Source organism: Butyrivibrio sp. XPD2002 (assembly GCF_000423945.1).
In the GTDB taxonomy this organism is placed as follows: Bacteria; Bacillota; Clostridia; order Lachnospirales; family Lachnospiraceae; genus Butyrivibrio.
Genome location: NZ_AUIY01000025.1, coordinates 65,642 through 80,002 on the forward strand (window position 1 = coordinate 65,642; position 14,361 = coordinate 80,002).

A 14,361-nucleotide genomic window follows, 5' to 3' on the forward strand; every position below is an offset into this window, starting at 1 on the left:
ATGTATTTATCAAAAAGTCGATCCGCCAATTATCACAGTACATCCCAGCTCTTGGGAACAAAGTACTCATGGAATCTTGCTATGGCGAAACGATCCGTCATTGAGCTAATGAAATCACACACCAGCTTTTCCTTGGGCTGCGAATCCCTCATCCTTGTAAGGTACTCCGGCATCAGATCCTCATGATCCATGTAATACTGATAGAGTATCTTGATAAGGTTCTCAGCCTTGCCCTCCTGGCTCTTGGCAACAGGATTGGTGTATACGTTTTCAAACATAAAGCTTCTGAGTGCCATCAGTGCATCCCAGACTTCATCCGACATAAGAATGTCGTTGTGACCGGAGCTGGCTTCTACGATGTCATGAATAAATGTATCGAGCCACTCGCGATTTGAATGTCCTATCACCCTGCTGATGCTCTCTGGAACATCGGATTCCTTGAGGATTCCTCCCCTTATGGCATCATCCATATCGTGGTGAATATATGCAATCTTATCGGACAGTCTTACTACTCTTCCCTCCAGAGTGAGGGGTGTAAGCTCCATCTCGTGATTGATGATTCCGTCCTTTACCTCAAAGGTAAGATTCAGTCCCTGTCCGTCCTTCTCAAGAATCTCCACTGTACGAAGACTCTGCTCATTATGTCTGAAGCCGAAGGGGCAGATAGCATTGAGGGCTCTCTCGCCTGCATGACCAAAGGGCGTATGTCCCAGATCATGTCCAAAGGCAATAGCTTCCGCTAAGTCCTCATTAAGCTTGAGGGCTCTGGCAATAGTTCTGGCATTTTGTGCCACCTCAAGGGTATGCGTCATTCTCGTCCTGTAATGATCCCCGTCAGGCGTAAGGAATACCTGAGTCTTATCCTTAAGTCTTCTGAAAGACTTGGAATAAAGGATCCTGTCTCTGTCCCTTTGAAAACAGGGGCGAATGTCGCATGGTTCCTCGTCATTTTCTCTTCCTCTGGAATTCATGCTGAGAGTTGCATATGGACTTAGGTTAAGTCTTTCTCTGTTTTCTAAACTTTCCCGTATTTTCATACCAAAAACTCCTCACTCTATCTATATTCTGCGGACCTGTTGCATTTCCTTTTTAGAAAAAACACTTAGTGAAAATAAAATCGGCTGCTGCCCAAAGGGCAGCAACCGAACATCACCAGTTTCCTGATTCAAATTGCGCATTAATCCAAGCGATGGCCTCTTCGAAGCCCTCCTCTGTTATCTCGAATTTCTCAGATATTTTTTTCTCATCCTCTGTATCAAAATAACTGTAAGGCTCGGGCCAGACAGTTGCCATAAGTCTCGATTCGGGATTTCTCTCCTCGATGGGAGTAAAAAATACATTTTCAAGGGGTTCTCTCGCAAGGCGATAACGCATTCCCTTGTAGCTTCCAAAGAATGCCTCGCCGTATTCATAATGCTTCAGGTTAAAAAAAGTACTTTTTTCTATTGCCATAATTTTTTTGCTCTCGCCAGTTTATTTGGTAGTTCTGCTCTCGCTACGCTCGCCAGAACAAAGTAGTACACCAGGCTCGAAAATACCTCGCCAGTTTATTTGGTAGTTCTGCTCTCGCTACGCTCGCCAGAACAAAGTAATCACCAGGCTCGAAAATACCTCGCCAGGTGATTACTTTTTAGTATACAAACTTTCCTGTATCCTTGTGGTTAACCACGTAGTATGCCGTATTCTCTTCTGGCTTTAAATAAATCTGAAGCTCCTTGATATCGGTAAGCTTATGTCCCGCATCCACATACTGCTGTCTGATACGGTCTGCGAGATCCTCAGTTCTTACTTCATAGTCCTTGTACTGAATGAAAAACTCAGTCTTGGCAGCCTTCTTAGCGTTGCTCTCGGAGATATCTCTGGTAGCAGCCTTCACAGCGTCTGCTGCCTTCTCGCTCTGCTCCTTGATAACCTTGGTTGCAGGAGCTGTTCTCTTTTTAACTTCCTTTATAACGGGCTCTGCCTTCTCCATAACGTCCTTAATCACAGGACCACTCTTTTCCTTAACCTCTTCGATAACAGGCTCTGCCTTTTCCTTAGCCTTCTCGATATAGGGCTCTGCCTTCTCCACATAGGGCTTTGCAGCCTCGCTAACGTTCTTGGCAATGTCCTTGATAGTGTCAGTTGTTGTCTTCTTAGCCATTTTCATACCCTCCTGTCGTTATTTGAATTTTTTCATAAAGTTTGCAAATGGACCGACCGCATCCTGAAGGTCCTTTATTCCCTGATTCAGTCCGTCAAAATCGATGTTAGACATCTTCTCCAGAGAATCCGCAATCTTCTCACCATTTTCATTAATAAGTGCATTCATGCCGTCTCCGGTTTTAGTAAGTGAATCCGCCATCTCATCGATCTCATCCAGTGTTTCCTGAGCCCTGGTCATAGCTTCCTCAGCAGTCGCAACTGTATTCTGAATCCTGTCCAGTATATTCACCACCCTGGGCACAATCACAAAAACAGAAAATGCCATCATCACCAGCATTGCAAAAACACAGGCTGTTCTGATTTTCTGAAGCTTCAGGCTCTTTTTGGAATCCTCAGTGAGTTTTTTCAGAAGTTCTTCGCTATTTTCCATGACCGGTCCCCCATAAGATGATTTTTATACCTTACATAAGTATATTCTCATAATGGAAAAGTTGCAATTTTTATAGCCTTTTGTTTGTGCTTTTTTTCGTAATTTTTTATGCAAATTTAAGGATAAAAATACAGATTTTTACGGGTCTATGTGCTAATTTTAAAGATGATATAGTATTTATTTTTTTCCTTTACTTGCTTAAGGAGGCCAATATGAGCGAAAAACCTGTTAAGACCCGTAGATCCGGGAAGATCAGGAACAGACTGCTAATCTTCATTGTTCCTATTGTAGTTATCATGATTGCCGCTCTTGTTATCATAGCAACAACTATGTCCAAAAAGCGCATGACTGAGCTTGCTACATCAAACCTTAATTCATCTATTTCAAATCAGGCTGATAATATCGTGTCCTGGTTGGATGAAAATCTTCAGTTTTTCACCACAGCCAAGCAGGCTATAGAGGGAGCTGATCTGGACGAGGCTCAGCTTCAGAAGATGCTTGACTCATATTACAACTTTAATTCCAATTCTCCTGAGGGACTCCACATAGGAACTGCCGATGGAAAATTCATAAAGCCCACGGAATCAACTCTTGAAGAAAGTGATCCCACTAATTCCACATGGTATAAGCAGGGTCTGACAAGAGCCAATATGCAGTATGGAACCGCTTATAAAAATGCTGAGGGCGTTAACGTTATCAGTGCATCTGCTATCACTTCCTATGGTGATGACACCATCAAGGTTATAGCTGCAGACGTTACTCTTGATAAGATCAGTATCATCGTTAACTCCGGTGTAAAAATGGACGATGCAAGTTCATTCCTTGTAGACACAAACACCAACACAATCCTTGCACACAGAGATACTGCTCTTGTTTCCTCAACTCTTACCACTGACAACAGCGATAAGCTTCTTAGCGGTGTCGCAAAGTCAATTGAAGACGGCGATCTTACCACCAAGGAAATAGGCTCCTATGTGGTAGCATTTAAGGAAATAAAAGGAACAGACTGGATATTGGTTTCTTACATAGCTCATAACGTTATTCTGAAAAGCGTGCAGGAGCTTGGTAACTACCTTGTTATCACAGGTGTTGTAGCCGTAATCGTTATCATCCTTCTTATCATCTACGTTGTAAGCAGGGTTATCGCTCCTCTTGCAGGTATCACAAAGAGTATCAACGCCATGAGCGAAGGTGACTTCACTATAGATGTAAAGGCTGAGAGCAACGATGAGATCGGAGTTATGGGAAGCAAGATTGCTGAATTCGTTGAGAGCATGAGGCATATGCTTTCAAGTATCAGCGAGGAATCCGAAAAGCTCAAACAGGAATCCGAGACCAGTGACGAGGTTTCAAAGAACATGTTCGACGCATCCCAGTCTCAGGCTGAAGCAATGCAGCAGCTGAACGATACCGTAGATCAGCTGGCAGTTGCTGTAGGCGATATCGCATCCAATGCAACCACTCTTGCTACAGTTGTTGCAGATACCCGCGATAACTCCGAGAAGGCCGATGAAGCCATGAAGGAAACAGTTAAAATATCCCAGAAGGGCCGTGATGACATGGAGAAGCTCTCACATGCCATGGAAGGAATCCAGACTGCAAACAACAAGCTGGTTGATGCCATAAATGAAGTTGGACACGCATCCGAGGAGATCACAAATATCGTCAGCATGATCGCAGAGATCGCTGAAGAGACCAACCTCCTGTCACTGAATGCATCCATTGAGGCTGCCCGTGCCGGTGAAGCAGGTAAGGGCTTCGCAGTTGTTGCTACCCAGATCGGAAAGCTTGCCCAGACAAGTTCCGAGAGTGCGACCAACATCTCAAGCCTTATCGAGGATGTACACAGACTTATCGACGAGGCTGTAGGACAGGCCAATGCCAGTGCAGAGAGTATAGAGAAAAACAGCGAGCTTATCCATGTTGCTGTTGATACATTTGATCAGATTTACACTAACATCCAGGCTTCCAACGACTGCATCGAAGAGATGATCAGAAACGTTGAGAAGGTTGATGATGTTGCAACCAACGTAGCTGCCATTTCCGAAGAGCAGGCAGCCAGCGCTGACGAGATACTGGCAACCTCACAGAACATGGTTGAACAGGCAAAGAACATTTCAAAGAACAGTGAAGATGTTGCCAACAACTCCCACGAGCTTGCAAATACATCTGACACTCTTACTTCCCATGTTTCACAGTTTAAGATTTAAGAGGAGGTCTTATCGTGAAGAAGAATATATTTACTAAAATAATAAGTCTTGCTGCGGTGTGCATACTGACTGTAGGCACTCTCGCAGGATGCAGTAAAAGTGCTTCCTCAGGTGGCGGATCTACGGATGGTTCAGGTGTCAGAGTATTTTTCTCCACACTGACCCTTGATGATTTCAAGGAACTCGTAATGAATTCCGTTGCTGAAGCAGGCCAGCAAAATGGCGTAACCGTCGATCTGGGTGCTCCCTGTGCCACAGTCGATGAGCAGGTTGAACAGTTCCGTGAAGCAAAGGCAAAGGGGTACGATGTTATCATCTGCAACCCCGTTGATGCCGAAACTGCTCTTCAGCTTGAGGTTATTGCAGGAGATACACCCATCCTCTTTACCAACACTCAGCCGGCTTCTGATTACCTTAAGCCCGATAAATACATGTATGTAGGAAGCTACGAGATCGATGCCGGAAACATGCAGGCAGAGTATGTATGGAATAAGCTCGGGAAACCTAACAGCCTCAATGTAGTTCTTTTCTCAGGTCAGCCCGGACACCCCGCTGCAATCAGCAGAACCAAGGCTGTGAAAGACTACTTTAAGAAAAATGGCATAAATGCAAACTTCGTATTTAATGACACAGCTTACTGGGATACAGACAAGGCTGCTGAGGGCTTCAAGACCTTCCTTAAAACAGAACAGCCCTATGACTGCGTTATCTGCAATAACGATTCCATGGCTCTCGGCGTAGTTCAGGCCATGAACGAGCTCGGAATAAGCACCGCAGACATCCCTGTAGTAGGTATTGATGCCACAGCAGACGGTTGCCAGTCCATCCTCGATGGCGGTATGCAGTTTACGGTTTATCAGTCAGCAAAGGGCCAGGGTGCAGCCTGTATCGAAGCAGCAATAGCTCTTGCCAAGAAAGGTACCACCAAGGATGTTGAGTATGTTACAAGCGACCTTACATACGTATGGGTACCCTTCACTCCTGTAGATAAGTCAAACGCAGCATCAATAAAATAAACTTCATTAGGTCTTATCGTGAAGCGATACATTTTTACTAAACTAATAAGTATTGCTTCAGTGTTCACACTGGTTATAGTTACTCTTACAGGCTGTGCAGCTGCTCCTGCCCCAGAACCGGAGGCTCCAAAGGGAAAGTATCTCTTCATTCTTCCGGATGATGTAGACAGCTTCAGAGGGAGCCTTGCTGATGCGATAATGGCGCAGGCCGAAGCACAGAATATAGGTATTGAAGCAGTAAAGACCGGCAACTCCACAGATAAAGAGATTGAGCTTATCTCCTCTGCAAAGGAAAATGGATTTAAAGCAATCATCTGTCTGCCCTCCGATAATTCGGTGGTCCCCAGACTAAATGCGATGTCCAACGATCTGCCGATCATATACCTCAACAACCAGCCAGCCGATGAACATCTGAAGGCAAACAAATACGTTTACGTGGGTTCTTTTGAAGAACAGGCAGGGCAGTTTCAGGCAGAATATGTCATAAGCCGGCTGGGAAAAGGCGCCATGAACGTCATCATCCTGGAGGGCGACAAGCATCATTCTGCGACAAACAGCAGAACCACAGGCGTCAAATCAACCCTCATAGAAAATGGTGTAAATGCCAACTATGTTCTTGTTGCCCATGCCAACTGGTCCGATAAAGAAGCTGCTGACAGATTCTTAACCTTCATGGAAACAGGTCAGAGCGTCGATGCTGTATTTTGTAACAACGACACCATGGCTCTCGGCGTAATAGAGGTGCTTAAGGAAATAGGCTTTGATTACACAAAGATCATTGTGTGCGGCATAGATGCCACGGCTGAAGGCTGTGCTTCAATCGCAGCAGGTGAAATGGCCTTCACGGTTTTCCAAAGTGCCAATGGACAGGCACAGAAGGCTATTGAAGCCGCCAGGATTCTTGGAGACGGCGGGACTCTTGATTATGTTGGCGGAATCACCAAAGACCACAAATATATTTGGGTCGACTTTGAACCGGTAGACATATCAAATGTAGATAATTACATGAATTAAAAAGAAACGGGCGAAGGATCACGATAATCCTTCGCCCGTACTTTTTATACTGTAAGCTTTCCCTTTTTAAAATGCTTTCTGCAAAGAGCGATGTAGCTTTCGTTACCGCCCATAAATACCTGCTCACCGTCGCGTACGATTTTCCCGTTGTATATTCTTGCGTTGCAGGTAGCCTTTCTTCCGCACCAGCAGACTGTCTTAACCTCTTCTATCTTATCTGCGATCTCCATAAGTCTTGCTGAACCGGGGAAAAACTTCTCCTGGAAGTCTGTTCTAAGTCCGTAGCAGATTACCGGAACCTTATCGAAATCGACGATATCAGAGAGCATATCCACCTGCTCTGCAGTAAGGAACTGTGCCTCATCAACTATGATGGCATCGTACTTTTCTATCATCTTATGCTTCCTGTGATACTCATCGAAGAAATCCTCCACAAGCATACATTCCGCCTGAAGTCCTATTCTTGATCTTATTATTGTAGCTCCGTCTCTGTTCTCAAGAGCCGGCTTTAAAATAATGGAATTTTTGCCCCTCTCATGATAGTTGTAATTGACCATAAGTGCGTTAGCCGTCTTGGATGAACCCATCGCACCATATCTGAAATATAGTTGTGCCATAACCCTCTCCTCAAGTTTTTTTGACATGCATTGCAGCGCCGTCCAACTTTCTTATCTTAGCACATTTTTAAGCCATTTTTTATTAAAATTATAGACATTGTACATAGCAGGTACACATAGATTTTTATAATAAAATATAGGTTCTCTTATAATCAAGGAGGGTTATGCTTATGAAAATTATGAAATCGTTGGTTGCCGCATTTTTGATAATAATGCTTACCGGAAACACAGCATTAGCCGCAACCGAAAGTGCTGTTGAAAAGGCAGGAGGAACTGCCGCTTCCGATGTGCTTTATGTAGAAGATACTTTCGAATTTGTATCTCCTTACGGCTACAGATATTTTATCGCAACATGCGTCAATAATTCAGAAGTAAATCTCGATGTCTCCTGGGATACCGTCAGCTATGATGCCAGCGGAAGCATTCTTGAAACAGGTTCTTCCTACAGCTGCTATGTTGCTCCGGGCCAGAGCTTTGTATTATATGCTCTTTTCCTTAACTCAGAGGATGCAAAAGATTACTCCTACAAGATCCACTATGAGGAATCAAGCTACATCATTCCCGCCTTTTATGATATAGATATCTCCGCTTCCGTATCCAAAAACGGAAAGCTCATACTGCAGGCAGTTAACACCAGTGAAAACGAGATCAGCTCTGTCCAGGCAGCTACGCTGTTCTTTGATGAAAATCACAAGCTTGTAGGCTTCGAGGATTCCTATGTTGTAAACAGCAATTACAATGTTGAAGCAGGCGAGACAGTTGTAAAGGACATTGATATCCCTGAAGGCGCAGATACTTATGAGTGCTACTTCACAGCCTACAGATGGTAATGACTTTTAATATGAAAATAATTGAAAGGGCGGTCGCATTAGCGGCCACCCTTTTTCATTGCATCTGCAAATATATCTTCATGATCAAAAGCCAGATCTTTTGGTGAAAGTCTGATATCACCATTTTCAAGGAAATATTCTCCGTTTTCATTTTTTATAGAAAACCACTTGGCATCATCGGCGTCGTCACCGGCTATCGGTTTAACCTCATTTTCATTTACAATAGCGAGAAATGCCACAGATACTGTCCAGTCTCTTGGATCTCTTCCGGGCTTACTGTAGACACCTACAAGAGTAAGCTTATCGGAACCCATCTTAATTCCCGTCTCTTCCTCAAGCTCCCTTGAAGCGGTCTCCTCAATCCTCTCTCCTGCCTCTGAAAAGCCCCCGGGCAATGCCCATTTTCCAATGCAGGGATGATTGCCTCTTATTATAAGTAAAAGCTTGTCATCGCCCTCTCCTCTGGCAATTATACAGATATCCGATGTAAGCGAAGGCTTCCTCCACTTATTGGGATTATAGTCCTTTAAATATTCTGCCTCAGTGAGACCGTTCTTGTCTCTTAACTCCTCGCTCATTATGCTCTCCTTTTTTCATCATGTTTTTCTTTTATATTATGCTTAGATATTAAGCGCAGCAATCAGATTCTTATGATCCCTGTATTTTTTCATGACACCCTTATGGTGTATTTTGATATAGTCATAATCCCCTGCCCTGCCGGCAGCTTCAAGGCGATATATCCTGTCTCCAAGCTTGTTTGCTCCTATTATTCTGGCGGAGGACTTTAGCACATCAGCTTTTATCGAATAGTTCTCCAGATCTCCCTTGGTGTAAAGACGATCCAGTTCTTCAATATTATCTTCAGCAAGCTCATAAAAGGCCTTAAGTACTTCCAGATATACATCAGCATGTACACATAGTTCAATACCTCTGTCTATGCGTATAAGCTTCTGATCAAGTAACAGAGCCAGCTTTTTATGTACATGTATTGTCTTGTGCGTATTCATAGGACTTGGCTCTGACTCATCCGGGCTCATCTCAATGAGATTGCCAGGGAGATACTTCATAAGTATCAGCTCAAGACTGTCTGGGTCTATAGGCTTTGTCAGATAATCGGAGAAGCCTGCTGCAATGTACTCCTCTCTTGCGCCGGTGATCGCGTTGGCTGTAAGACAGATTGTAGGCGTATTCAGATTCGGATTATCCTTTTCCTGCTTCATCTCATGCAGGGTCATTATTCCGTCCTTATCAGGCATCATATGATCAAGGAAAATGATATCATATTTTTTCTTCCTCATCATTTCCAGAGCCTCATCTCCGCTGTCTGCGGTATCTGTCATGATAAGTGTCTGCTTGATCAGATTCTCAAATACCATGAGATTCATTTCATTGTCATCCACCACAAGGACAATTGCTCCGGGCGCTGTGAATTTCTCTTTGTATTCCTCTGACCGTTTAAGAGATTCCATATAAGTAGTATTATAGTCGCCCAGTACTTCCGAACCTACAACCTTCTGTTTTAATGAAAAGTGGAAGTTGGAACCCTCTCCGTAAACACTTTCCACCTCAAGGGCAGATCCCATCATCTCAAGAAGGTTCTTGGTGATGTTCATACCAAGGCCTGTACCCTCGATATTACGGTTTCTCTTTTCCTCAATCCTCTCAAATTCAGAAAACAGCTTTTTCACATCATCGGGCTTGATACCGATACCTGTATCCTTCACCGCCACCTCGAGAAGAATATTCTCAGGATCGTCCTCCATTTTTGAAAAGCCCACATGGAATACTATGCTGCCTACCTCAGTGTATTTGGCGGCATTAGTAAGTATATTCGTGATTATCTGCTTTATACGTCCGGAATCGCCATACAACAGCTTCGGTGTTTTGGGATCAACATCAAGAACGAGCTCTAAGCCTTTGTCATCCACTCTTGGACGCACCATGTTCACCAGATCATTTATAACCGATGAAAGATCGTATCTGTCAGGAATAAGCTCAAGCTTTCCTGCTTCAATTTTGGAAAAATCAAGAATATCATTGATGATGCCAAGAAGGGTTGAACCTGCTGTCTTGACATTTTCAGAATATAATCTGATCTCAGGGTCTGAAGTCTCCCTGAGTATCATCTCATTCATTCCCAGAACAGCATTTATGGGCGTACGAATCTCGTGTGACATATTGGCAAGGAAATTACTCTTCGCCCGGTTAGCGGCATCCGCCTCCCTTATCTGCTCCGTAAGCGACGTTGCCATGGACTGCAATGCCCGGGACAAAACTCCCAGCTCATCCTCTCTTTCAATCTCAAGCTTTTGGCTGAAATCTCCCTTCTGATAGAGCTGCGCCGTATCCGTAATATGCTTCATGGGCACTGTGATAGCCCTTATCTGTATGTAGCACAAAGTACCGATCATCAAGAGAACCACACAAAGTACCACAAAGAAGAGTATCAATGTCTGACGAACCTGCTCTCTTAGCTGTCCCTCATACCACTCTGTGGTAAAGTCCACGCCCACAATCCCGACAATTACTCCGGAGGAATTGTAGATAGGACTGAATGCACTGTAAAAAGTTCCCCACCGATCCGTATAGGGTTTCTCATCAACGGCGCTGATGCCCTTACTTGCCTTAATAAGGGCATCTGTCACTACAATCTCTTCACCGAATTCTGCAGGTTCATTAAGAGAAGGATCCACAGTGAAGGTAAATTTTCCATCCTCTTCCTCACGAACCCCATAAACAGAATCAGCTTCTATATTATCCCTGAAAATTGCAAGTGCATTATAAACCCTCCGATAGCCGGGATTGTTCGAACTGTCCTTAGTGAGCCTCTCCAGAGTATCTCCGTCTATTGAGCCCGCAGCACAATTTACAATATCAAGCATTCTTTGTCTTGTGGATTTGATGATGGCTGTATTAGCCTGATAAAGAGCGACAACGCAAAAAGAGCCGGTGGAAAGAATTACCGCCAACAAAACAACAAACCATATTCTTGTTGCCAGACTTTTTTTGTGGTTCACCATTTGTACCACCTGTAATCAGAAACAAAGTCTTAATGCGTCGCTATAGAAATTCTACGAATAAACACAATTCGCCTTTATAAATCAAATTATAATACTATCTAAAAACAGTTTGTTTACATTTATAGATTCTTCATACTCTTTTAAACCCAACTTTATTTATGGGGCTCTCCTCCCCCATCTCCGCACGATAAAAAAGAGGTAAGACATTCGTCTTACCTCTTTTTTATCGTGCGGAAGAAGGGACTTGAACCCTCACGATGTAGCCATCACAAGATCCTTAGTCTTGCTCGTCTGCCAATTCCGACACTTCCGCATTCATTTATTTCGCGTCGCTCATTAGCGGCGACTCGTATATAATACCAAATTGAAAAAATAAGTCAACACTTTTTTCAAAAAATCGTTAAAAAGTTTATACATGCACTGATATACGATATTTGCGCCTTTAGGGAACTACATATAGTATAATAGTTTCTATAATGTATCGGGAGGCACTACCTAATTATGAAAGAGTTAAAACCAATCACCAACAAGCTATTGTGGATCTTCGCCCTCGGGCAGTTCGGCTGGAGTCTGCTATCCGGAATCGTATCAAACTGGATGGTCTACTACTACACCGGAATACCCAGTGAGCAGAATCCCAACACAGGTGTATTCGCATCAGGAATCACCCAGTCCCCTATTCTGTTCAAGCTTACATTATTCGGTCTTGTTCTCGCAGCAGGACGAATTTTTGACGCCATCACAGATCCCCTGATCGCAGGCTGGTCTGACAGAAGTAACTACAAGGGAGGACGCCGTATTCCTTTCATGCGTGCCATGGCTGTTCCGTTTTCACTCTGTACAATCGGACTCTTCGTGCTTCCACAGACAGGCAGCATCGGACTGAATGATACTATACTTTTCATTCTCCTGATGGTGTTCTATCTTTTCATGACAATGTTCTGCACTCCCTACAACGCACTTATCGCTGAGCTTGGAGATACACAGCAGCACCGAATAAATGTATCAACCTTCATCTCATTTACATTTATCCTCGGTCAGAGTATATCCTTCCTCCTTCCCAATGTGGCAGGAGCGCTGGAGCCAGGCGTAGGTCAGCAAAACTCCATCCGCTATTCAGTAGCAATAATGGCTACTATGGCCTGCATTTCAATGCTTATTCCCGCTTTCTATATTAAGGAGCGTGACTATATTGATTCCAAGCCCAGCGAAACTGCGCCTTTCAAATCACTTGCAAAGACCTTTTCAAACGGACAGTTCAGACGCTTTGTTTACAGCGATGTTATTTACTTCTTTGCCCTGACTCTGTTCCAGACAGGGCTTGCCTTCTACGAGACACAGCTCATGGAAATCGAGGACACCTGGACCTTCGTGCTGACAGCCACAATGACTGCCATAAGCGTAGCACTCTATCCTGTTGTAAATATTCTTGCTAAGAGAATGGGTAAAAAGCCGCTTATCATCACAGGCTTTTTCTCATACTGTATCGTTTTTGGAATCACAACCATGTGCGGAAAGGGTCTTCACTGGGGCTTTATCATCGCAGTAACAGCAGCCATCCCTATGGCTATTCTTGGTATCCTTCCCCAGGCCTGCGTTGCTGACGTAGCAGAGGTCACAAGACTTGAAACCGGCGAGGACAGAAGCGGAATGTTCTTTGCCGCAAGAACCTTTGCCTTCAAGATGGGTCAGGCACTTGCACTTGTAATCTTCACTTCTATTACCTCATCCCAGACAAAGCAGAGCTATCGCACAACCGCTCTTATCGCGTTTATCACCTGCTTTATCGGTGCAGTTATTTTCTTTACATATAAGGAAAAAGCGATTCTGGAAAGAATCAGGGATCTGAAGACCGGCAGAGCAAACAAGACCAGTTTTTACAAGAAAAAGCTTCCCTAAGTGTCGACAAATGAATACGGGGCTGCAATTGCAGTCCCGTAATTATTTTCGTAATTCAAATTACTACCTGGTGTCCCACCTTCATCTGATCTACCATATCACCGAGTTCTTCTTTTAGTATTCCAAACGCTCTGTCCTTGGTGCAATGTCCCGTGCAGACATATTCGATTCCTGTGGCACGTATATTTTCTGCGACCTCTCTTATCTCAGACTCCGGCTTGTTATACAGATGTAATCCACCTATCAGTCCATATACCTTCTTATCCGGGAACGTCGACTTTACCTCATTGATAATATTTCCGGCGCCGCCATGTGAGCATGAGTTCAATATAACAAGTCCTTTATCCGTTTCAATAACAAGGCTCTGCTCATGGGAGAAATCATCAGGAATCCATTTGTGAGGTGTTTTCCTGTACATCAGCTCACGCTTCCCTATGCTCTCCAGCCCCTTCGTCTTATGCGGCAAAAGCCATACCCCGTCCATGATCTTATAATCGCCTGATACCATCTCTATTCTGTCAGCGTATTTCGTAAGCATCCTGTGGGGAATTCCGATGTATTTTCTGAAAATGAATTTCTTAGCATAACAGTCTTCAGCTGTAGTTTCTCTTACATAAAGCTGAGCTTTATCATTTTCCTCCAAAAATGCCGGAAGACCATTGGCATGATCATAATGAGCATGGCTGAGCATAGCATAATCAATGTCAGTTACATCAATGCCCAGCTTTTCCATATTCTCAAGAAACAGATCAGAAGCACCTGCATCCAAAAGAAATTTTTTTCCAGCATACTGAACCAAGATGCAAAGTCCCCATTCGCCCCGCATCTCATCATTTGATTTATTGTCCACTACTATAGTAATTTTCGTTTCCATATATTTTTACTCCTTTTCCATTCTGGTAGTGTCTAATCGACACTCCTTTTTTCTTTATAAATCCTCTATTTTTCGGGAGTTCAAAATAAAAAGAGCATTGACCTCCCTTTTGGTATAATGTTAACGACCAAGAAAACATCCCGCAAAGGAAACAATGCTCGTGAACATTATACTTTATTTACTTGAAATCATCCATCAGCTCTATCAACAAAACTGCTGGTTGATCAACTTTATCTGTAGATATATTCCGCTTAAACAGTGGGCTTATGAGGATTCTCATTCTCCCAAATATCAAAAATTTAAGAT

13 protein-coding genes and 1 tRNA gene are annotated in these 14,361 nt (G+C 43.6%); 5 read left to right on the forward strand and 9 right to left on the reverse strand.

Features of this window, described 5'->3' with window-relative positions:
- Positions 1-32 precede the first annotated feature (32 nt).
- The 4 genes from G587_RS0113000 to G587_RS0113015 all read right to left on the reverse strand — a co-directional run bounded on the left by G587_RS0113000 (position 33) and on the right by G587_RS0113015 (position 2,575).
- A complete protein-coding gene (locus tag G587_RS0113000; RefSeq protein ID WP_026492611.1) occupies positions 33-1,037 on the reverse strand; it encodes a deoxyguanosinetriphosphate triphosphohydrolase in 1,005 nt (334 codons plus the stop codon).
- A 112-nt stretch (positions 1,038-1,149) separates the two neighbouring features.
- Positions 1,150-1,452 carry a hypothetical protein gene (locus tag G587_RS0113005; protein WP_026492612.1) on the reverse strand — a complete coding sequence of 101 codons (303 nt, stop codon included), beginning with the start codon at positions 1,450-1,452 and terminating at the stop codon, positions 1,150-1,152.
- Between the two features lie 178 nt (positions 1,453-1,630).
- Complete coding sequence (locus G587_RS22705) at positions 1,631-2,143, reverse strand: DUF6465 family protein (protein ID WP_051201025.1); 513 nt, start codon at positions 2,141-2,143, stop codon at positions 1,631-1,633.
- 18 nt (positions 2,144-2,161) lie between these two features.
- The gene (locus G587_RS0113015) at positions 2,162-2,575 is read right to left on the reverse strand and encodes a hypothetical protein (protein ID WP_026492613.1); all 414 of its coding nucleotides are present in this window, start codon (positions 2,573-2,575) and stop codon (positions 2,162-2,164) included.
- Positions 2,576-2,787: 212 nt separating this feature from the next.
- Here G587_RS0113015 and G587_RS0113020 point away from each other — a divergent pair, with 212 nt between their 5' ends.
- From G587_RS0113020 to G587_RS0113030, 3 genes are read left to right on the forward strand one after another with little or no spacing between them, the layout of a single operon-like run.
- Positions 2,788-4,785: a methyl-accepting chemotaxis protein gene (locus G587_RS0113020; protein ID WP_026492614.1), complete on the forward strand. Its 1,998-nt coding sequence runs from the start codon at positions 2,788-2,790 to the stop codon at positions 4,783-4,785.
- Positions 4,786-4,799: 14 nt separating this feature from the next.
- The gene (locus tag G587_RS0113025; protein WP_051201026.1) at positions 4,800-5,801 is read left to right on the forward strand and encodes a substrate-binding domain-containing protein; all 1,002 of its coding nucleotides are present in this window, start codon (positions 4,800-4,802) and stop codon (positions 5,799-5,801) included.
- A gap of 60 nt (positions 5,802-5,861) precedes the next feature.
- The gene (locus G587_RS0113030; protein WP_051201027.1) at positions 5,862-6,815 is read left to right on the forward strand and encodes a substrate-binding domain-containing protein; all 954 of its coding nucleotides are present in this window, start codon (positions 5,862-5,864) and stop codon (positions 6,813-6,815) included.
- Between the two features lie 44 nt (positions 6,816-6,859).
- On the opposite strand, the gene G587_RS0113035 is transcribed toward G587_RS0113030, so the two are convergent.
- Positions 6,860-7,432: a thymidine kinase gene (locus G587_RS0113035; RefSeq protein WP_026492617.1), complete on the reverse strand. Its 573-nt coding sequence runs from the start codon at positions 7,430-7,432 to the stop codon at positions 6,860-6,862.
- Between the two features lie 170 nt (positions 7,433-7,602).
- On the opposite strand from G587_RS0113035, the gene G587_RS0113040 reads away from it, so the two are divergent.
- Positions 7,603-8,262, forward strand: coding sequence for a hypothetical protein (locus G587_RS0113040; RefSeq protein ID WP_026492618.1), 660 nt, complete (start codon positions 7,603-7,605; stop codon positions 8,260-8,262).
- A gap of 38 nt (positions 8,263-8,300) precedes the next feature.
- Here the strand turns inward: G587_RS0113040 and G587_RS0113045 are convergent, their stop codons facing one another.
- From G587_RS0113045 to G587_RS0113055, 3 genes are all read right to left on the reverse strand, one after another.
- Positions 8,301-8,840: an NUDIX domain-containing protein gene (locus G587_RS0113045; RefSeq protein ID WP_026492619.1), complete on the reverse strand. Its 540-nt coding sequence runs from the start codon at positions 8,838-8,840 to the stop codon at positions 8,301-8,303.
- A gap of 42 nt (positions 8,841-8,882) precedes the next feature.
- Positions 8,883-11,282, reverse strand: a complete 2,400-nt coding sequence (locus G587_RS22710) for a hybrid sensor histidine kinase/response regulator (protein WP_051201028.1) — start codon at positions 11,280-11,282, stop codon at positions 8,883-8,885.
- A 229-nt stretch (positions 11,283-11,511) separates the two neighbouring features.
- Positions 11,512-11,595 (reverse strand) — tRNA-Leu (locus G587_RS0113055).
- Between the two features lie 188 nt (positions 11,596-11,783).
- Here G587_RS0113055 and G587_RS0113060 point away from each other — a divergent pair.
- Positions 11,784-13,181, forward strand: a complete 1,398-nt coding sequence (locus G587_RS0113060) for an MFS transporter (protein ID WP_026492620.1) — start codon at positions 11,784-11,786, stop codon at positions 13,179-13,181.
- 55 nt (positions 13,182-13,236) lie between these two features.
- Here the strand turns inward: G587_RS0113060 and G587_RS0113065 are convergent, their stop codons facing one another.
- Positions 13,237-14,055, reverse strand: coding sequence for an MBL fold metallo-hydrolase (locus G587_RS0113065; protein WP_026492621.1), 819 nt, complete (start codon positions 14,053-14,055; stop codon positions 13,237-13,239).
- Positions 14,056-14,361 lie beyond the last annotated feature (306 nt).

Bases quoted from the DNA above. Each gene is read 5' to 3' on its own strand.
- G587_RS0113035 (WP_026492617.1), bottom strand. From the start codon at position 7,432: ATGGCACAACTATATTTCAGATATGGTGCGATGGGTTCATCCAAGACG.
- G587_RS0113020 (WP_026492614.1), top strand. From the start codon at position 2,788: ATGAGCGAAAAACCTGTTAAGACCCGTAGATCCGGGAAGATCAGGAAC.
- G587_RS0113045 (WP_026492619.1), bottom strand. From the start codon at position 8,840: ATGAGCGAGGAGTTAAGAGACAAGAACGGTCTCACTGAGGCAGAATAT.
- G587_RS0113005 (WP_026492612.1), bottom strand. From the start codon at position 1,452: ATGGCAATAGAAAAAAGTACTTTTTTTAACCTGAAGCATTATGAATAC.
- G587_RS0113065 (WP_026492621.1), bottom strand. From the start codon at position 14,055: ATGGAAACGAAAATTACTATAGTAGTGGACAATAAATCAAATGATGAG.
- G587_RS0113040 (WP_026492618.1), top strand. From the start codon at position 7,603: ATGAAAATTATGAAATCGTTGGTTGCCGCATTTTTGATAATAATGCTT.
- G587_RS0113060 (WP_026492620.1), top strand. From the start codon at position 11,784: ATGAAAGAGTTAAAACCAATCACCAACAAGCTATTGTGGATCTTCGCC.
- G587_RS0113000 (WP_026492611.1), bottom strand. From the start codon at position 1,037: ATGAAAATACGGGAAAGTTTAGAAAACAGAGAAAGACTTAACCTAAGT.
- G587_RS22705 (WP_051201025.1), bottom strand. From the start codon at position 2,143: ATGGCTAAGAAGACAACAACTGACACTATCAAGGACATTGCCAAGAAC.
- G587_RS0113015 (WP_026492613.1), bottom strand. From the start codon at position 2,575: ATGGAAAATAGCGAAGAACTTCTGAAAAAACTCACTGAGGATTCCAAA.
- G587_RS22710 (WP_051201028.1), bottom strand. From the start codon at position 11,282: ATGGTGAACCACAAAAAAAGTCTGGCAACAAGAATATGGTTTGTTGTT.